Consider the following 18,698-nt stretch of genomic DNA (forward strand, 5'->3'; position numbering starts at 1 on the left):
ATCGCGGCCCGGCGCCGCGCCGGGCGTGCGATCCGGCGGCCGCGCGTTGCATCGGCGAGACGCGATGCATCGTCATGGTGCGGCGCGCGGGGCGGCGCGTCGTGGCGCGCGCGTGCATGCTTCGTTTCGATGCATGAAGGGGCGCCGTGACGGGGGCTTCCCCCTTCCGCTTCCGTTTGCGTTCGCGTCAGCGCCGCGCGAGCACGACACCCGCCAGCGCGAGCGCGAAGCCGGCGAGCTGGACGGTCGCGAGCGTTTCGCCGAACAGCAGGTAGCCCTGCAGTGCGGCGAGCGGCGGCGCGAGGAACAGCAACGACGTCGCGCGCGCGGCGTTGCCGCGTCGCAGCATCCACATCAGCATCGTGACCGCGCCGCCGGACAGGAACACGATGCCCCACACGAGCGAGATCCACAGCGCCGGCGCGCCGATCCAGCGCGTTTCGTGCAGCAGCACGACGAAGACGGCCGCGACGATCGCCGCGCCGAGGTTCTGCACGGCGACGGCCGTGCGCAGGTCGTTCCGCGCGAGCTTGCCCTTCTGGTACAGCGAGCCCGCGGTGATCGAGCCGACCGACAGGATCGACACGGCCACGACGAACCACGCGGGCGCGGCACCCGGCGGCGGCGCGACGCCGCCCGCGACCTTCGGTGCGAGCACGAGTGCGACGCCGGCGAGCCCGAGCGCCATCCCGAGCCAGCCGCGCGCGGGCAGCCGCTCGTTGAACAGCGGCACCGCGAGCACGGCGGTGGCGAGCGGCTGCAGTGCGCCGAGCAGCGCCATCACGCCCGCGCTCAGCCCTTGTGCGACGGCCCAGTAGCTGGCGCCGAGATAGACGCCCTGCAGCAGCGCGCCCGCGATCAGGTGGCGCGGCCATTCGCGGCGGGCCGGCCACGGCGCGCGCGCGGCGAGCGCCACCGCGCCGAACAGCACGGCCGTGCCCGCGAAACGCGCGAGCAGGAACAGGTTCGGATCGGCGTAGGGCTTGATTGCCCGGGCGACGATGAAGCCGGTGGACCACAGCGCGACGAAGGCCGCGGCGACAAGCGAGGTAAGCATGCGGGGCGGGCCGCGATACGGCCGGACGAATCGTGAAGTCGGCCAGTATCGGGCGAAGCGGTGCTGCCGTCTTGTCGGATTCTGCACTCGTTCGTCGCGCGTGCGGGGCGCGTGCGTGCGGCCGTGCGCGGCGCGTGGCTTCGAGTGGTGGCAACGGACGCGAAGCGCCGCAAGCGCGGCAACGCATCGGCCGTTCGGTTATCGGCCGGCCGGATGAAGGCGCCGCGGCATGAATGCGCGCCGTGGCGCGTGCGGAGGAGGGGAGATCAGTCCAACGAGAACGTGTCGAGCGGCTGGTTCGCGCGCGCGTCGGTCGCGAAGCGCGCGGCGAGCTGTTCGTACAGCCGGCGGGCCTCGTCGAGCGTCAGGTCGATCCAGTACGGATCGCCGGCCCCGTCGTTGAGTCGTTCCGGCGAAAACTGAATTTCGAGCACATTGCCTTTGCGGTACATGGCGCAAGCCCCTTGATGGTCTGTCGTTCGGCGAAGCGCAGAGTGTAACAATCGCATGCCGTGCCGATTCGCGCGCATCGGGCAATACAGAATTTCGCTTTCGTGAAACGCGGCCGCCGCCGGACGCGCCGCCGTCAAATGGCGGTCAAACGGCCGTAATACAATGACTGGCTTACCCATTACCAGTCGCCTCGGGCGCATTGCGATGCTGGCGGAACAACGTCATCAATACATTCTGTCGGAGCTCGGACGATCGGGCGCGCTGTCGGTCGCCGAACTCGTGCGCTCGCTCGACGTATCGCGCGAGACCGTGCGGCGCGACCTGAACGCGCTCGCGGCGCGTGGCCTGCTCGTGATGACGCACGGCGGCGCGCTGGCGGCAGACCGCCGCGAGCCGAGCCTGTCCGAACGTGAAGCGGCGAACGCCGACGCGAAGCGCACGATCGGGCGACGCGCGGCCGAATTCGTGCCCGACGATGCGTCGGTGCTGATCGACTCGGGCAGCACGCCGCACGCGGTCGCGCTCGCGCTGACCGACCGGCACCGGCTGTCGATCTACACGAACGACTGGCGCACCGCGTTCGTGCTCGCGCGGCGCAACGGCAATCGCGTGACGCTGCTCGGCGGCGAGCTGTCCGACGACGAGGACGCGACGTTCGGGCTCGATACGATCCAGCAGCTCGCGCAATACCACGTCGATTTCGCGTTCGTCGGCGCGGGCGGCATCACGGCCGACGGCGACTGCACCGACTACTCGCGGCTCGCAGCCGAAGTGCGCAGCCGGATGATCGCGGCGGCCGGCACGGCGATCATCGTCGCCGACCATTCGAAGTTCGGCCGCGTGACGCCGGTGCGGATCAACGGCACGTCGGCCGCGCGCTACCTCGTCACCGAGCGCGCGCCGGACAAGACCGTGCGCCGCGCGCTGACCGCACGCGGCATCGAGCTGCTCGTGTGCGACTGACGCGGCGCCGACATACAAGGTTCATCGAACGGTCATCGCACTGGAAGACCTGCAGTCAAGACTGACTCATTCATCTCTATTGGCCGGAACGCCAGGAGCAACGAATGACCGTCAGCGTACGCAGCTATCTTTCCCCGACCCTGGTCCTGCTGGCCTTCGACTGGCCCGACGCGGCGTCGTGCACCGACTTCCTCGGCTTCGCGATCCGGCGCACGCCGGGTTTCTGGTCGGCCGACGGCAAGACGCGGGCGCCGAACAGCTGGCTGCCGAACCGGCTGACGTTCGACGGCCCGGCCGCCGACACGCAGGGCGACGCGCCGACCGACCAGGCACCGATCCAGAAATTCATGTGGTGGGACGCGCGCATCGATCCGCAGGATCGCGATGCGTCGTTCCGCTATGACGTCTATCCGGTCGTCGGCACGCCGGAGAACCTGCAGGTGCTCGATGCGGAGGCCGGCGTGTGCGATGTCGTGCTGCCCGCGCACATCGTGGACGGTGTCGGCACATGGTTCAATCGCGCGGTGGTCAGCTCGCAGGCGTTCGCGAAGCAGGTGGCGGCGCTGGGTCTCGCGCCGAATGCGGCGCCGGGCGCAGACCAGGCGCTGAAGTTGCGCACGTGGCTGGCGAACGACATGGAACAGGTGTTCGCGGCGATGCTCGACCCCGCGTCGCGTGCGGCGTCGGCCGTCTATCACCTGACGGACACGCTGTGGGCACTGCCCGCATTCGAGGCATTCGGCCGTCAGCATGGCGAAGCATCGCTCGCGATCGTCTACGACGCGCACACGACCGGGCGCAAGGGCAAGCCGCCGCTGCCGTCGCCGAACCAGCCGGCCGTCGACGCGCTGCAGGGCCTCGCGACGCTCGCGCCGCGCGACAAGACGCACATCTTGCACGACAAGTTCATCGTGACGGACGCGCCGGCGAGCGGGACAACTGCGGCGGCTACTGCGGCGGCGCCCGCACGCGTGCTGACCGGTTCCGCGAACTTCACGACCGAAGGACTGACGGAGCAGGCGAACGTGCTGCACGCATTCGATTCGCCGGCGCTGGCCGCGCTGTACAACGCGCGTGCGCATGCGCTGGCCGCGAATCCGCCGATCGCGGAGACGGCGAAGTTGTCGCCGGGCTGGTCCGAGCCGATGACGATCGGCAGCGCGCAGGTGCGCGTCGCGTTTTCGCCGGAGCCGGCGGGGCAGCGCACCGAGATCGATACGATCGTCGCCGCGATCGCGGCCGCGAAGCATTCGGTGTCGTTCTGCCTGTTCATGCCGACCGACGCGGCGCTGCGCGACGCATGCTTTGCCGCCGGCGACCGCGGCCTGATGATGTTCGGCCTGGTGAACCGCATCAACGTCGGCAGCGCGACGAAGGCCGATGCCGCGCAGCACGACGGCCAGCCGCTCGATGCGGCGACGCTCGCGAACCTCGAGCTGTACCATCGCCAGCGCGATCGTCGCGACGTGATCGATGCCGCGTATTTTTCGCCGGCGACGGTGCCGCAGGGTTTCGAGCCGGAACTGCGCCTCTTTCCGGGCGAGCCGGCACCGGCCTATCCGCCGGTCGTGATCCACCACAAGTTCATCGTGATCGATGCGGAAGGCGCGAACCCGATCGTCTATACGGGCTCGGCGAACATGAGCCGCAATTCCGAGCAGTTCAACGACGAGAACCTGCTCGAGATTCGCGACTCACGGATCGCGGCGATCTATCTCGCGGAATTCCTGCGGCTCTACGAGCACTACCGCGCGCGGGCGCTGTCGATCGAAACGAAACAGCAGGGCGCGGGTGCGCATCGGCCGCTCGCGCTCGCGCCGGATGCGCGCTGGGCGAAGAAGTATTACGTGGCGGGAAGCCCGGAAGAGAAGGCGCGGATCGCGCTGGCGTCGACCGCGCCGACGGACTGACGCGCCCGGGTGCCTACGCGGCGACGTAGCGCAGCACGGAGTCGGCGATCGTTTCGCGATGCCGCGCGCGCAGCCGCGGTGCCGACGGATCGCGGCCGAACGCGGCGCCGAACGTGTAGCGGTTCGACACGCGGTGGAAGCAGAACGAGCTGATCAGCAGGTGCAGGTCGAACGCGTCGATGTCCTTGCGGAACGCGCCGCTCGCCGCGCCGCGCTCGAGCAGTTCCTCGAGCGTCTTGATGATGCTGACGTTGCGGTTCTTGAACGACTTCAGCTGCTCGAGATACTTCGCGCCGTGGATGTTCTCGATCGACACGAGGCGGACGAAGTCGCGGTGCTTGTCGTGATAGTCGAACGTGAATTCGACGAGCCGGCGCATGCCTTCGCGCGGCTCCATGTCGCCGACGTGCAGTTCCTGCTCGAGCGCGCGGATGTCGCCGTACACCTTCTCCAGCACGGCCTCGTACAGGCCTTCCTTGCTTTCGAAGTAGTAGTAGAGCATCCGCTTGGTCGTGTTCGTACGCTCGGCGATCGCGTCGACGCGCGCCCCGGCGAGGCCCATCGCGGAAAATTCCTGCGTGGCGACGTCGAGGATGTTGCGCTTGGTCTGCTCGGGATCGTATTTGCGCCGCGCATCGGTCGCAAGCGCGCGGCTTTCGGACGTGGCGGCCTTGCTTCCAGCTTTCATGTGACTTTGTTGTGGGTTGGCGGCGGCATGAAAAAACCATTCTAGCATGCGGGAAATCCCCGCCCGGCCGACCTTCCGCTCTAATCGGCCACGGGGCTTCGGCCGCCGCCGGCGGCGTTCAGCGCCGGCACGACGCGAGCGCGTCGCGGGCCTGGTACGCGGTGTACGTGAGCTGCGCGGCGGCGAGGCCCGCGAGCCCGAACGTGCGCGTGAGCCCGAACGCGGCGAACCCTTCCGGCACGGGCTGCTCACCGGCTAGCGCGGCGGCGAGCGCTTCGCCGGCGACGGTGGTGGGCGCCATCCCGTGGCCGCCGAATGCGATCGCGTGCCACACGCCGTCCGCGTCGCGCCCGATCTGCGGCATCTTGTGCCGCGCGTAGCTCATCAACCCGCCCCATGCGTATTCGACCTTCACGCCGTCGAGCTGCGGATACACGCGCAGCAGGTCGCGTCGCAGCAGCCGCGCGATCGCGTCGGGGCCGCGGTCGAGCACGGAGATCCGGCCGCCCCACAGAATCCGCGTGTCCTTCAGCGGACGGTAGTAGTCGAACGCGAAACGCGTGTCGTAGATCGCGTACGGCGCGTCGATCGCGTCCGGCAGGCGCGTGCCGAGCGGCTCGGTCGCGATCACGTAGGTTGCGATCGGCAGCACCGCGCGTTCGATGCGCGGCGACACGCCGCGCGCATAGCCGCCGCCCGCGAACACGACGTCCTTCGCGCGCACCGAACCCTGCACCGTGCGCACGACGTAGCCGGCGCCTTCGCGCGCGATGCCGAGCGCGGCCGAGCGTTCGTACACGCGTGCGCCGCCTCGCGAGGCGGCCGCCGCGACGCCGAGCACGTACTTGAGCGGATGGAAGTGGAACGCGTTCGGCTCGAACAGGCCGCCGTAATAGCGCGGCGACTTCAGCCGCGCGCGCAGCGCATCTGTCGAGACGGGCTCCCAGTCGACGTTGAATTCCTGCTTCATCAGCGTGCGCACGCCGTCGAGCCGCGACGGATCGTCGAACCAGTTCGCGAGCATCACACCTTCATCGACGATGTCGCAGTCGATCCCGTAGCGGGCGATCCGCGCGCGGATCAGGTCGACCGCATCGACGGTGAGCCGGTACAGGCGGCGGCCCTCGTCGCGGCCGAGCGCGCGCAGCAGGTCCGCGTTGTCGAGGCTGTAGCCGCCGAACACGAAGCCGCCGTTGCGGCCCGAGGCGCCAAAGCCGACCCGCTCGCCGTCGAGCACGACGACATCCCGCACGCCGCGCTCGACGAGGCCGAGCGCCGTGCACAGGCCGGCGAGGCCGCCGCCGACGATGCAGACCTGCGTGTCGATCGTGCCGGTCAGTTGCGGGTAGGGCTGGCGGGTAACGGTGGCTTCGTAGAAGTTCTGCATGCGTTTTCGGTGACTCGTAACGGCGGAAAAGCGGACGGCGCGCGTCGATCTTGCCTGAACGCGCGCGCCGCGTCGAATGGGGTTTTCAGTGCAGCGGCCGCCACGGTCGGGCGGCGGCCGCCGCACGACCGGACATCAGGCGCCCGGCGTCGGGTTGGCCGGGGTGCCGACGTAGGCCGGATAGCCGGCATCGGCATCCGCCTTGGCGTCGGGCGCCGCGTTGCGCTCGATCCACGGCGCGATCTCCATGTCCTCGTAGCGCACGAGGCGGCATTTGCGCACCAGCGCGTAGCCGAGCCAGATCACGAGGAAGAACGGCAGGCCGATGTAGGTCGCGGCGATGCCGGCCCAGTCGATCTTGTCGGCGACGAACGCCTGGTAGTCCTGGCCGAGCGCGACGATCGCGCACAACGCGAACGCGAACAGCGGACCGAACGGGAACCACTTCGACCGGTACGGCAGCTGGTCGAGCCGATAGCCCTGCTTCAGGAAACCCTTGCGGAACCGGTAGTGGCTGACCGCGATGCCGAGCCACGTGATGAAGCCGGCCATGCCGGACGTGTTCAGCAGCCACAGGTAGACGGTTTTATCGCCATACAGCGACGTGAGGAAGCACAGCGCGCCGACGGCGGTCGTCGCATAGAGCGCGTTGCGCGGCACGCCGCCGGGCGACAGCCTCGCGAACAGCTTCGGCGCGCGGCCTTCGACCGCGAGGTTGTAGAGCATCCGCGTCGACGCGTACATGCCCGAGTTGCCGGCCGACAGCACGGCGGTCAGGATCACCGCGTTCATCACGCCGGCCGCGAACGCGAGGCCCGCGTGGCGGAACACGAGCGTGAACGGGCTCACGCCGATGTCGGTCACGTCGCTCTTCAGCAGGCTGGGATCGGTGTACGGAATCAGCACGCCGATCACGAAGATCGCGAACACGTAGAACAGCAGGATGCGCCAGAAGATCTGGCTGACCGCGCGCGGGATCGTCGTGCGCGGGTTCTCCGATTCGCCGGCCGCGACGCCGATCATTTCGGTGCCCTGGAACGAGAAGCCTGCAATCATCGCGACGCCGAGCATCGTGGCCCAGCCGCCCGCGAACGGCGCGTCGCCGATCGTGAAGTTGCCCCAGCCCGCGCTCGGGCCGCCCTGCATGATCCCGAAGATCATCAGCAGGCCGATGCCCACGAATGCGAGCACCGTCAGCACCTTGATCAGCGCGAACCAGTATTCGGCCTCGCCGAACCCGCGCACCGACAACGCGTTGAGCGCGAAGATCAGCGTGAGGAAGATCGCGCTCCACCAGACGCCCGGCACGTGCGGAAACCAGTAGTTCATCACGAGCTGCGCGGCGACGAGCTCCACCGCGAGCGTCACGGCCCAGCTGTACCAGTAGTTCCAGCCGAGTGCGAAGCCGAAGCCTTCGTCGACGAACTTGGAGCCGTAGGTCGCGAACGAGCCCGACACCGGCATGAACGCGGCCATCTCGCCGAGGCTCGTCATCAGGAAGTAGACCATCAGGCCGATCAGCATGTACGCGACCATCGCGCCGCCGGGGCCGGCCTGCGAGATCGACGCGCCGGACGCGACGAACAGGCCCGTGCCGATCGAGCCGCCGATCGCGATCATCCGCAGATGGCGCGCCTGCAGGCTGCGGTGGAGGGACGGCTTCGCGGGTGGCGAGCCGGACGGACGGGGTGAGTCGGGGCGGGCATCTGAATGCATGGCGGGTGCTGGGCGCTGTCTCCGGGATTGTTTTTTGGCTACGAAGTGCGACGCGTTGCCGGCCGCCGGCCGGGCAGCGGCGCTGCTGCGCGGGCCCGGTCCGGATCGACCGGGTTCACCGGGCCGCGACGCGGGTCGCCTTCGTCTGTCGTCCGGCCGCCGTTGGGCGGCCGTCGGCGCGCCGGGTGCGGTGCACCTCGACGCCGCTCCGATTGTGTGTGCCCGCCGCACGCGCCGCAAACGATATTTCCGCACTGGGTGATGCAACTTTGTCATCAAGTTGCGACGCGTCGCAACCGGCGCGGCGGCCCGGACACCGGCCTTGGACGCGTCCCATACCCGTGCCGAAACGGGCGGATTCGTCCGGCCGGGGTGTTGCGTTTTGGGAATGAAGTCGTGAGTTAATATCAATAGCGGCCCGACTTGTGGCCGCCGACAATGTGTCTCATGGATCGTGCCTCGCGAGGCGGGGGCGCGCCGTCCGGCCGGATTTCCGGCGGCGGCGCCGCGCGATGCGCCGTGCGGCGCACCGGGCCTGCCGAGCTGCGCATCCGCTTGCACAGGGCGCGCGAACGCGCTCCAATCGAATCACGCGGGCGGCGTCGCCGCCGCACCGATCAATCTGTCCCTGAAGAGGAAGTGATGCAATTCAACGACATTCTTGCTGCGCTCGACATCGATCTCGCCCAGTGGAAAGGCAATGCGCTGACCGCGCGTTCGCCGCTCGACGGCGCGACGCTCGCGACGCTGGCGGTCGACTCGCCTGCCGACGCCGAGCGCAAGATCGACGCCGCGCACGACGCATTCCTCAAGTGGCGCACGGTTCCGGCGCCGGTGCGCGGCGAACTCGTGCGCGTGTTCGGCAACGTGCTGCGCGAGCACAAGGCCGAACTCGGCCGCCTCGTCACGCTCGAGGCCGGCAAGATCACGTCGGAAGGGCTCGGCGAAGTGCAGGAAATGATCGACATCTGCGATTTCGCGGTCGGCCTGTCGCGCCAGCTTTACGGCCTGACGATCGCGTCCGAGCGCCCGGGCCACCGGATGATGGAGACGTGGCACCCGATCGGCGTGTGCGGCGTGATCTCGGCGTTCAACTTCCCGGTCGCGGTGTGGGCCTGGAATGCGGCGCTCGCGTTCGTGTGCGGCGATTCGGTCGTGTGGAAGCCGTCGGAGAAGACGCCGCTCACCGCGATTGCGTGCCACGTGCTGCTCGAGAAGGCGATCCGCGAATTCGAGAAGACCCATCCGGGCGTCGCGCCGAAGGGCCTGAGCCAGCTGGTGCTCGGCATGCGCGATGTCGGCGAGGTGCTGACGTCGTCGAAGAAGGTGCCGGTCGTCAGCGCGACGGGCAGTGTGCGGATGGGCCAGGAAGTCGCGAAGGTGCTGAGCCAGCGTCTCGCACGCGGCATCCTCGAGCTCGGCGGCAACAACGGGATGATCGTCGCGCCGAGCGCCGACCTCGACCTCGTGGTGCGCGCCGTCACGTTCGCGGCGGTCGGCACGGCCGGCCAGCGCTGCACGACGCTGCGTCGCCTGATCGTGCACCGCAGCCTCGTCGACCAGCTGCTGCCGCGCATCGAGAAGGCCTATGCGTCGGTGAAGGTCGGCAGCCCGCTCGAGGAAGGCACGCTCGTCGGTCCGCTGGTCGACCGTGCATCGTTCGACGCGATGCAGAAGGCGCTGGCCGATGCGCGCGAGCAGGGCGGCGAAGTGAAGGGCGGCGAGCGCATCGACGTCGGCCACGCGGATGCGTACTACGTGCGTCCGGCGATCGTGCGGATGCCGAAGCAATCGGCGGTGGTCGAGCGCGAGACGTTCGCGCCGATTCTCTACGTGATGGTGTACGACAACTTCGAAGACGCGATCGACGTGCACAACGCGGTGCCGCAGGGCCTGTCGTCGGCGATCTTCACGAACGACATGCGCGAGGCCGAGCAGTTCATGTCGGCGGCGGGCAGCGATTGCGGGATCGTCAACGTGAACATCGGCACGAGCGGCGCGGAAATCGGCGGTGCGTTCGGCGGCGAGAAGGAAACGGGCGGTGGCCGTGAGTCGGGTTCGGATGCGTGGAAGGCGTATATGCGCCGCGCGACGAACACGATCAACTACAGCCGTCAGCTGCCGCTGGCGCAGGGCGTGAAGTTCGACGTGTGATGCGGGGTTGATGCGGGGCGCCCGGGAGGGCGCCTTGACGATCGAATGAAAAGGGCCGGTTGCCGCGAAAGCGGTAACCGGCCCTTGTCGCTTCCGGCGATGCGGGCGCCGCGATGCTCGATCGGAGCGAACCGCCCGCCCGATGACTCACTTACGGTTCATGTCGCACCGAACCGTCGCTCGCCGGCATGTTCTGCACGACCAGCATCTGCGGTGTCGACAGCGTGATCTTTGCCGCACGCAACTGCTTCAGGATCTCGAACAGCAGGTCGCTCTTCGTCGCGCTCGCGATCCGCGGGCTCGCCACGTAGCCCGTGACGCTCAGCGTGATCCCGTCCGGCGCCAGCTGGCTGAACGTGACCGACGGCGCCGGCTTGTCGAGTATCGCCGGGTGCTCGCAATACGCATCGAGCAGCAGGTCGCGCACCTGCTCGGGGTCGGTGTTCAGCGGGAACGTCAGCATCAGCGTCGCGACGCCCTGCGTGCTGTTGCCCATCGTCACGTTGCGCACGTTCTGCGAGATCAGCTGCGAGTTCGGCACGATCACGGTCGAGCGGTCGCTGAGCTGGATCTCGGTCGCGCGCACGTTGATGCGGCGGATGTCGCCTTCGACACCCGCGATGCTGACCATGTCGCCCACCTTCACCGGCCGTTCGGTCAGCAGGATCAGCCCCGACACGAAGTTCTTCACGATCTCCTGCAGGCCGAAACCGATACCGACCGACAGCGCACTGACGATCCACGCAAGGTTGCTCCATCTGACGCCGAGCAGCCCCAGCGTCATCAGCACGAGCAGCACGTAGCCGACGTTGGTGAACAGCGTGATCAGCGACACGCGCATCCCCGTATCCATGCCGAGCGCCGGCATGAACTCGCTGTCGAGCCAGCGGCGCACCGAGCGCAGCAGGTAGAAGCCGATAGCGAACCCGATGCCCGCGTTCATGATCCGGTCGGGCATGATGTTCAGGCTCTGCAGCCGCTGGCCGCCGATCATCGCGACCGCGCTGTCGAGCAGGTCGCTCGGCGTCGTGCCGAAACCGCCCGTCAGCAGCGCGATCGCCGCGACCAGCATCAGCAGGCTCGTGCCGAGGCCGGACACGACGGTGTGGGCCTGCTCGAGATGCCGGTCGTCGAGCGCGAACAGATGCTTGATCTGCTTGCCGGTCGACAGGTTCGCGGAGAACAGGCTTTCGCTCGCGTCGCGCGTCAGCTGGGTCAGGATGTAGACGCCGCACAGCACGATCTCGAACCACACGAGCTCGTACGTGATGAAGCGCGCGACCGTGATGTAGCCGATCAGCAGCGCGACCAGCGACACGACGATCGCCAGCGTGACGCCGGCGTGGATCAGACCCGCGAGCGTCGAGCGTTGCTCGGGCGATTCGCCGGCGGCCGCGAGCGCGGCGCGCTCGCGGTTCGCGCGCAGCAGCGATGCACCGACGGTCAGCGTGACGACCAGCGAGACGATGCCGCGGCCGAACAGCGTGACCGACAGGCTGGTATCGACGATCCGGTTGATCGATTCGAGCGTGCCGGACATCAGCAGCAGCGCGGCCAGCACGCCGGGGAACGGCCTCATCGCGAGCGCGACGGGATCGGCGAGCGCCGGCAGCCGCCACGACGGATGCTTCGTGCAGAGCAGCGCACGGCCGAGGCCGGCGATCAGCGCGCAGGTCACGGCGAGCTTCGCGAACTGGTCCCACAAGTCGCTCATCGACGGCGTGAGCTCGTAGTGGCGGGCGAGTGCGAGATAGAGGATCTGGACGGCGACCGTGGTCGCGAGCAGCGTCGAGAACGCCGTCGCCAGCGCCAGCGCGCTGCGTCGCAGCCGGGTGGGCGGCAGGCGATTCAGGCAGAACCACGCGAGCCCGCGTTCGACGACGCGGCGGCCGCCGAGCCAGGCAGCGAGCGCCGCGATCAGCAGCAGCGTGGTGATTGCGCGCTGTCCCGGCGTCCACGACGAGCGCAGCATGTCGCGCAGTTCGTCGTTGAAGTCTTCGAGACGCTGAACGTCGTCCGGCGACAGATGGAACAGCGGCAGCCAGAACTGTGCGCCGAAGATGCTGCCCGAACGGAACGCGAGCTGGTTCTTCAGCAGGCTGCGGTGCAGCTTCGCGAACTGGTCGTTCAGGTTCGCGAGATTGGCTTTCTGGTCGGCCGCCTGCTTCAGCGCCGCTTCGATTTGCGTCTTGCGCGCGTTCAGCGTCGCCCGCTGTTGCGCGACCGCGGGCGTTTCGGCGGACGCGCCCGGAGCCGGCGGCGGGCCGAGCACGTCGAGCTGCGCCTGGACTTGCGTGCGCTGCGGCGCGAGCTGGCTCTGCAGCTTTTCGACGTCGGCGCTCAATTCCTGGGTGGCGTCGCCGAGTTCGTCGAGCTCCTTGCTGTTGGTCGCGTTCGACGTCTGCTGCTTGATGCGGTCCTGTTGCACCTGCGTCAGTTTGAGCCGCGCAACCGCGTCGCTCAGCGAGATGGTCGGCACCGGGACGCCGACGCCGCTCGCCGTCGGCGCGGATGCGGCAACCGGAAACGCCGAAGCGGTCGCGAGCGCCGCGAACTGCAGCAGTGCGAACAGCGCGATTCGGCATACGTACGTGGATAGTCGTTGTATGGACATGGAATGCTTACGTTTTGCCGACGATGCCGAGCGCCGAAAGGCGCCCGGAAGCCGGGAGTTGGCCCGGTAGCATGTTACCGGGGCATGGCGACCGCAGTGACGTCGATTGCGTACCCGACCCGTCGCGCACAGAGTCGCCCGCGCGGGCTCGCGATGGCCTGTGTGCCCTTGCCGACGGGGCCGTGCCGGTTCCGACCGCAGTCGGACGGCGGTATCTCGCGATGCCGGCGAACCTTACAGATCCGACAGACGGTTACGCAAGTTACACATTACCCGGCGTGAAAATGGGGTGTCCGAACCGGTTCGCCACGCGACGCGGCCCGCGCGGCGTGCCGGTACAATGCAGCGAAACGCCCGACGGCGGCCCGCCGGCCGCCGGACAACAACACACGACACGATCAGGAGACACGACCAAGATGGTCTCAACGGACAGCTTTCCACAGGCAGCCGCTTCGTCCTCTTCCATCGACGCCGGCTCGATTTCAGCCCGCCTCGACCGCCTGCCGCCGACCCGCAGCGTCTGGAAGCTCGTCGTGCTGCTGAGCCTCGGCTTCTTCTTCGAACTCTACGATCTGCTGTACAGCGGCTACGTCGCGCCGGGCCTCGTGAAAAGCGGGATCCTGTCCGCGACGACGCACGGCCTGTTCGGCACCACGGGCGTCGCGAGCTTCATCGCCGCGCTGTTCTCCGGCCTCTTCATCGGCACGATCGCATGCGGCTTCCTCGCGGACCGCTTCGGCCGCCGCGCGATCTTCACGTGGTCGCTGCTGTGGTACACGGCCGCCAACGTCGTGATGGCGTTCCAGGACACGGCAGGCGGATTGAACTTCTGGCGCTTCGTCGTCGGTCTCGGCCTCGGCGTCGAGATGGTGACGATCGGCACGTATATCTCCGAACTCGTGCCGAAGCAGATTCGCGGCCGTGCGTTCGCGTGCGAGCAGGCGGTCGGGTTCGTCGCGGTGCCGGTGGTCGCGTTCCTCGCGTACCTGCTGGTGCCGCACGCGCCGTTCGGCCTCGATGGCTGGCGTTGGGTCGTGCTGATCGGCGCGCACGGCGCGCTGTTCGTGTGGTGGATTCGCCGCGCGTTGCCGGAAAGCCCGCGCTGGCTTGCGCAGCAGGGCCGCGTCGACGAAGCCGACCGCATCATGCGCGCGCTCGAGGCGAAGGTCGAAGCCGAATACGGCCGGCCGCTGCCGCCGCCCGCGCCGGCCGAGCCGGTGCCGCCGCGCGGCAGCTTCCGCGACATGTGGGTGCCGCCGTATCGCAGCCGCACGATCATGATGACGATCTTCAACGTGTTCCAGACGGTCGGTTTCTACGGTTTCGCGAACTGGGTGCCGACGTTGCTGATCAAGCAGGGCATCACGATCACGTCGAGCCTCATGTATTCGAGCGTGATCGCGCTCGCGGCGCCGCTCGGCCCGCTGATCGGCCTCGTGATCGCCGACCGCTTCGAGCGCAAGTCGGTGATCGTCGCGATGGCGGCGGCGATCGTCGTCTGTGGGCTGCTGTTCAGCCAGACGACGGTGGGCGCGTTCCTGATCGTGCTCGGCATCGGCCTCACGCTCGCGAGCAACATCATGTCGTACAGCTTCCACGCGTATCAGGCCGAGCTGTTCCCGACGTCGATCCGCGCGCGCGCGGTGGGCTTCGTCTACTCGTGGAGCCGCTTCTCGGCGATTTTCTCGTCGTTCGTGATCGCGGCCGTGCTGAAAGGCTTCGGCACGTTCGGCGTGTTCGCGTTCATCGCCGGCGCGATGGTGATCGTGATGGCCGCGATCGGGTTCATGGGGCCGCGCACCAAAGGCATCGCGCTCGAAGCCATCTCGAAGTAGACGTTGCGCGTTCGCGTGTCGTGTGTCGCGTGCGGCACGCGGGTGCATTCCGGCGGTTTCAGGTTGGCGAAAACGCCCAACGAACCAACTTGCCATGCGGCGGCAAAGATGGCGGCAACGAGTTGAAACAAAGCGTGACGAAGCGCAAAAGCGCTGCTGAACCGGAGGCGCGGCCCTGCCGATCGTTGTCCGCCCGGGTAGAATAAAAGACCTGACGACTCATTAGCCGCCATCGGACCGAACGCGTCGTACTTGCGAACGGATCCACCGCGAAGAGGCGTCGGCGCCGGGCGCAAGCGATGCCCCCGGCGTGTCGATGGCTCGTGCGGAAGATGCGCCGTTCGCGACGTGCGGCGGCCGGATCGGCCGATGGCTTCGATCGCATGATGCTTTCCGACCTGACGCGGCAGTTGCCCAACCCGCGTTGCCGTACCTTCGCAGTCGCCACGCATGTGTGGCTCGCGGCCGCTCTCCCGATCTTCGTGCTTGTCGCGCGGCCAGCCTTTGCCGCGTCCGACGTGCCGCCGGCTACTGCTACGTCATCCTCATCAACGGCTTCGGCCGCGCATCCGGCTTCGCCGGCACACGTGTCGTCGGGAGTCGCGCCGGCATCCGCGGCATCCGCCGTGAACCATGCGTCATCCGCCAGCGGGGCATCGCCGGCATCCGAGGCGTCACCTGCATCGGCGGCGTCCGGCACGCCGGCGAGCGAAGCCGAGGCCCCCGCACCGACGCCCCCGCGCCAGCATCCGCCGCTGTCGGCCAATGAGGCGAGGAACGCAACCGCGCGTGCGATCGACATGCGCAAGCGCTTCACGCAGGAAGTCACGCGACGCCTGAACGTGCCCGCGAGCGAGCAGCGCGCGTATGGCGACCGCCTGCAGAAGGCGCTCGCCGATGAGAATCTCGGCGACCTGGCCGGCGAATACGTCGCGATGGTCGACCGCGCGCCGAACGTGCAGGCGCTGTTCATCTACTTTCGCGCGACGCCGAGCAATGCGTGGCTGCTGATCGGCGCGTCGCCGGTCGGCACCGGCTGGCCCGGCAAATACGATCACTTCCTGACGCCGCTCGGCGTGTTCCACCATTCGCCCGACAACATGGATTTCCGCGCGGAAGGCACGACGAACGACAACGGCATTCGCGGCTACGGCAAGCGCGACATGCGCATCTACGATTTCGGCTGGGTGGACGGCGAGCGCGGCTGGGGCAAGGGCGGCAAGTCGCCGATGCGCTTCCAGATGCACGCGACCGACCCCGATCGCCTCGAGCCGCTGCTCGGCATCCGGCACTCGAAAGGCTGCGTGCGCATCCCGGCTTCGCTGAACACGTTCCTGGACCAGCACGGCATTCTCGACGACGACTACCAGGCGCGCGTCGAGGCCGGCAAGTCGTTGTGGGTGCTGCGCCATGACCGCGACATCACGCCGATCGCCGGCCGCTACCTGGTCGTGATCGACAGCGCGCGCAAGGCACGTCCGGCCTGGTCGCCGGCGCCGGGACGCCACGCATGGTCGAAGCTGCCGAAGGGCGGCGATACGGCGGACTGACGGCGGCCGGTCCGAGAAATACGCGGACGAGAACGAAGCCGTTCCATTGATGCGTGCCGGGATCGCTTCGTCCCGATGGACGAAGCGTCGTTGCCGTGCAGCGGTCAGCGGAAAATCTTCAGCCAGTCGAACAGGCCGGGGTGCGGACGCCGCCGCGGTGCCGGCACCGGTGCACTGCGCGGCCGGAAGTCGGGCGAGAACTGCACTTGCGGGTCGATCGCACGCGCTCGCAGCGCCGCATCGTAGAACGAGCCGACGATCGGCAGCGCGCTATGCGCGCCCGCACCCCAGTAATCGCTGCGCAGCGTCACGCTGCCGTCGTCGAAGCCGACCCACGCGCCGGCCACCAGTTGCGGATGCATCAGGATGAACCAGCCATCCGTGTTGTCCTGCGTCGTGCCGGTCTTGCCCGCGACGTCGATGCGAATCCCGTAGCGCGAGCGGATGTCGGCGCCGGTCCCGTAATCGACGACGCCGCGCATCACGTCGACCAGCGTCTGTGCCGCATTCACCGGCAACGCGCGCTCGGGTGGCGCGCTGCCGAATGCGGCGAGCACCTTGCCGTCGCGATCCTCGATGCGCGTGATCATCTGCGGCGCGACGTACACGCCGCGGTTCGCGATCGTCCCGTACGCGGACACCATTTCCTTCAGCGTGACGGGGCTCGTACCGAGCGCGAGCGACGGCACCGCGTCGAGCGGACTTTCGCGCACGCCCATCGCGCGTGCGAGCTGCGCGACCCTGGCCGCGCCTTCGCGCTGCATTACCTGCGCGGTGATGCGATTGCGCGACAGCGCGAGCGCATCGCGCAGTGTCATCGGCTCGCCGGTTGGCGGCTCCTCGTCGGTCGGGTGCCAGACCGCGTGCGCGCCGATCGGGATGGCGACCGGACGATCGACGAACGTATCGCCCGGCCGCATGCCGTCCGCGAACGCGGCGCCATACACGAACGGCTTGAACGTCGAGCCCGGCTGGCGCCGCGCCTGAACGACGTGATCGAACGGCTCGCTGCCGAAATCGGGGCTGCCGACCCACGCGCGAATCGCGCCATTGCGCGGATCGATCGCGACGAAGCCGGCCTGCACCTGCGTCTTGCGCTCGCACAACGCGCGCATGAACGCGCGATCCGCACCGAGCTGCTTCAGCGCCGCCACGTCGGCGAGCCCGGCGTCGCGCGCGGCGCGATAGTCGGGCGTCTGCCGGATGAAGCCGCGGAACAGGTCGTTGCGCAGCCCGCAGCCGGACGGGTTGTGCCACGCGCTGTCGGCGATCGCCTGCAGGCGATCGGTTTGCTGCGTCAGCGCTTGCGTCGCCATGTCCTGCAACTGCGCATCGAGTGTCGTGCGCACGACGAGGCCGTCCGAGTAGAGATCGTAGTTGTTGCGGTCGGCCCAGGCGATCAGCCACTTGCGCAACTGCACCGCGAAGTGCGGGGCGGGGCCCGGCTGCGCGGCCTGCGGCTCGAAGTCGACACGCAGCGGCCGGCGCTGCAATTGCGCGAGCTGCCGCGGCGACAGCATGCCCATCGCGGCCATCCGCGCGAGCACGATGTTGCGGCGCTGGACGGCGCGCTCCGGATTCAGCACCGGGTTGTAGTAGCTGTTGCCCTTCAGCATCCCGACGAGCGTCGCGCTTTCGACGATGTCGAGCTGGTCCGCCGATTTGCCGAAATAAGTACGCGCGGCCATTTCGACGCCGTACGCGTTGTACAGGAACGGCACGGTGTTCAGGTAGGTCTCGAGGATCTCGTCCTTGCTGTACACCGTCTCGATCTTGAACGCGGTGATCAGCTCCTTCATCTTGCGCGTGAGCGTCGGCGCGCGGCCGACTTCGTCCGGATACAGGTTGCGCGCGAGCTGCTGCGTGATCGTCGAGCCGCCCTGGCGGCTGCCCGAGAACGTATGCAGCCCGGCCGCGAGCGTGCGGCGCCAGTCGATGCCGTGATGCGCGTAGAAGCGATGGTCCTCGGTCGCGATCAGCGCGTCGACCATGTGTGGCGAGATCTGCTTGAGCGGCACCCATTCGCGGTTGACGGGCCGGAACTCGGCGATCAGCTGCCCGTCGGCCGACAGCACGCGCGCGGGTCGGTCGATGCGCGCCTTGCGGATGTCGCCGATGCTGGGCGTGAACGGAACGAACGCGAGCAGGACCAGCAGGCCGAGCAGCGGTATCGCGGCAAGCGTCAGCGCGACGCCGCGGCGGGTCGGATGGCGCAGGCGATGCAATGCGCCGGCGCCCAGCGCGCGGGCGCCGTCACGGCAGCGAAGCCACAGGTTGTGAAGAAACGGCACGAAGCGGTTCACGGCGGCGGGAGCGCGATCGGAAAAGGCGCGATCCTAGCAAACCGCGCGGCGTTGCCTGTGGCCAAAAA

General features: G+C 68.4%; 12 protein-coding genes. 5 read left to right on the forward strand and 7 right to left on the reverse strand.

What is annotated here, in order from left to right; translation table 11 throughout:
• Positions 1-187: 187 nt before the first annotated feature.
• Positions 188-1,057: a DMT family transporter gene (locus DIE06_RS29175; protein WP_124664380.1), complete on the reverse strand. Its 870-nt coding sequence runs from the start codon at positions 1,055-1,057 to the stop codon at positions 188-190.
• A gap of 266 nt (positions 1,058-1,323) precedes the next feature.
• A complete protein-coding gene (locus DIE06_RS29180; protein WP_124664381.1) occupies positions 1,324-1,509 on the reverse strand; it encodes a hypothetical protein in 186 nt (61 codons plus the stop codon).
• A gap of 205 nt (positions 1,510-1,714) precedes the next feature.
• On the opposite strand from DIE06_RS29180, the gene DIE06_RS29190 reads away from it, so the two are divergent.
• The gene (locus DIE06_RS29190) at positions 1,715-2,473 is read left to right on the forward strand and encodes a DeoR/GlpR family DNA-binding transcription regulator (protein WP_124664382.1); all 759 of its coding nucleotides are present in this window, start codon (positions 1,715-1,717) and stop codon (positions 2,471-2,473) included.
• A 104-nt stretch (positions 2,474-2,577) separates the two neighbouring features.
• Positions 2,578-4,383: a phospholipase D-like domain-containing protein gene (locus DIE06_RS29195; protein WP_124664383.1), complete on the forward strand. Its 1,806-nt coding sequence runs from the start codon at positions 2,578-2,580 to the stop codon at positions 4,381-4,383.
• Positions 4,384-4,396: 13 nt separating this feature from the next.
• Here the strand turns inward: DIE06_RS29195 and DIE06_RS29200 are convergent, their stop codons facing one another.
• The 3 genes from DIE06_RS29200 to DIE06_RS29210 form a co-directional block, all read right to left on the reverse strand.
• The gene (locus DIE06_RS29200; protein ID WP_044848780.1) at positions 4,397-5,071 is read right to left on the reverse strand and encodes a TetR family transcriptional regulator; all 675 of its coding nucleotides are present in this window, start codon (positions 5,069-5,071) and stop codon (positions 4,397-4,399) included.
• A gap of 118 nt (positions 5,072-5,189) precedes the next feature.
• Positions 5,190-6,458, reverse strand: coding sequence for an FAD-binding oxidoreductase (locus DIE06_RS29205; RefSeq protein WP_124664384.1), 1,269 nt, complete (start codon positions 6,456-6,458; stop codon positions 5,190-5,192).
• A gap of 135 nt (positions 6,459-6,593) precedes the next feature.
• Positions 6,594-8,174 (reverse strand): amino acid permease, encoded by a 1,581-nt coding sequence (locus tag DIE06_RS29210; protein WP_124664385.1) that lies wholly within the window; start codon positions 8,172-8,174, stop codon positions 6,594-6,596.
• Between the two features lie 642 nt (positions 8,175-8,816).
• On the opposite strand from DIE06_RS29210, the gene DIE06_RS29215 reads away from it, so the two are divergent.
• Positions 8,817-10,328 (forward strand): aldehyde dehydrogenase family protein, encoded by a 1,512-nt coding sequence (locus DIE06_RS29215; protein WP_124614681.1) that lies wholly within the window; start codon positions 8,817-8,819, stop codon positions 10,326-10,328.
• A 151-nt stretch (positions 10,329-10,479) separates the two neighbouring features.
• Here DIE06_RS29215 and DIE06_RS29220 read toward each other — a convergent pair whose 3' ends face one another.
• Positions 10,480-12,942 carry a DUF3772 domain-containing protein gene (locus DIE06_RS29220; protein ID WP_124664386.1) on the reverse strand — a complete coding sequence of 821 codons (2,463 nt, stop codon included), beginning with the start codon at positions 12,940-12,942 and terminating at the stop codon, positions 10,480-10,482.
• Positions 12,943-13,358: 416 nt separating this feature from the next.
• Between DIE06_RS29220 and DIE06_RS29230 the strand changes: the two genes are divergently transcribed.
• Both DIE06_RS29230 and DIE06_RS29235 read left to right on the forward strand, forming a co-directional pair.
• The gene (locus tag DIE06_RS29230; RefSeq protein ID WP_124664388.1) at positions 13,359-14,777 is read left to right on the forward strand and encodes an MFS transporter; all 1,419 of its coding nucleotides are present in this window, start codon (positions 13,359-13,361) and stop codon (positions 14,775-14,777) included.
• 299 nt (positions 14,778-15,076) lie between these two features.
• Complete coding sequence (locus DIE06_RS29235; protein ID WP_124664389.1) at positions 15,077-16,327, forward strand: hypothetical protein; 1,251 nt, start codon at positions 15,077-15,079, stop codon at positions 16,325-16,327.
• Positions 16,328-16,431: 104 nt separating this feature from the next.
• On the opposite strand, the gene DIE06_RS29240 is transcribed toward DIE06_RS29235, so the two are convergent.
• Positions 16,432-18,630 carry a penicillin-binding protein 1A gene (locus DIE06_RS29240; protein ID WP_124664390.1) on the reverse strand — a complete coding sequence of 733 codons (2,199 nt, stop codon included), beginning with the start codon at positions 18,628-18,630 and terminating at the stop codon, positions 16,432-16,434.
• Positions 18,631-18,698 lie beyond the last annotated feature (68 nt).

The organism is Burkholderia sp. Bp8998, from assembly GCF_003854235.1.
Taxonomy (GTDB): Bacteria; Pseudomonadota; Gammaproteobacteria; order Burkholderiales; family Burkholderiaceae; genus Burkholderia.

Bases quoted from the DNA above. Each gene is read 5' to 3' on its own strand.
- DIE06_RS29205 (WP_124664384.1), bottom strand. From the start codon at position 6,458: ATGCAGAACTTCTACGAAGCCACCGTTACCCGCCAGCCCTACCCGCAA.
- DIE06_RS29235 (WP_124664389.1), top strand. From the start codon at position 15,077: ATGCCCCCGGCGTGTCGATGGCTCGTGCGGAAGATGCGCCGTTCGCGA.
- DIE06_RS29180 (WP_124664381.1), bottom strand. From the start codon at position 1,509: ATGTACCGCAAAGGCAATGTGCTCGAAATTCAGTTTTCGCCGGAACGA.
- DIE06_RS29215 (WP_124614681.1), top strand. From the start codon at position 8,817: ATGCAATTCAACGACATTCTTGCTGCGCTCGACATCGATCTCGCCCAG.
- DIE06_RS29220 (WP_124664386.1), bottom strand. From the start codon at position 12,942: ATGTCCATACAACGACTATCCACGTACGTATGCCGAATCGCGCTGTTC.
- DIE06_RS29190 (WP_124664382.1), top strand. From the start codon at position 1,715: ATGCTGGCGGAACAACGTCATCAATACATTCTGTCGGAGCTCGGACGA.
- DIE06_RS29200 (WP_044848780.1), bottom strand. From the start codon at position 5,071: ATGAAAGCTGGAAGCAAGGCCGCCACGTCCGAAAGCCGCGCGCTTGCG.
- DIE06_RS29175 (WP_124664380.1), bottom strand. From the start codon at position 1,057: ATGCTTACCTCGCTTGTCGCCGCGGCCTTCGTCGCGCTGTGGTCCACC.
- DIE06_RS29210 (WP_124664385.1), bottom strand. From the start codon at position 8,174: ATGCATTCAGATGCCCGCCCCGACTCACCCCGTCCGTCCGGCTCGCCA.
- DIE06_RS29230 (WP_124664388.1), top strand. From the start codon at position 13,359: ATGGTCTCAACGGACAGCTTTCCACAGGCAGCCGCTTCGTCCTCTTCC.
- DIE06_RS29195 (WP_124664383.1), top strand. From the start codon at position 2,578: ATGACCGTCAGCGTACGCAGCTATCTTTCCCCGACCCTGGTCCTGCTG.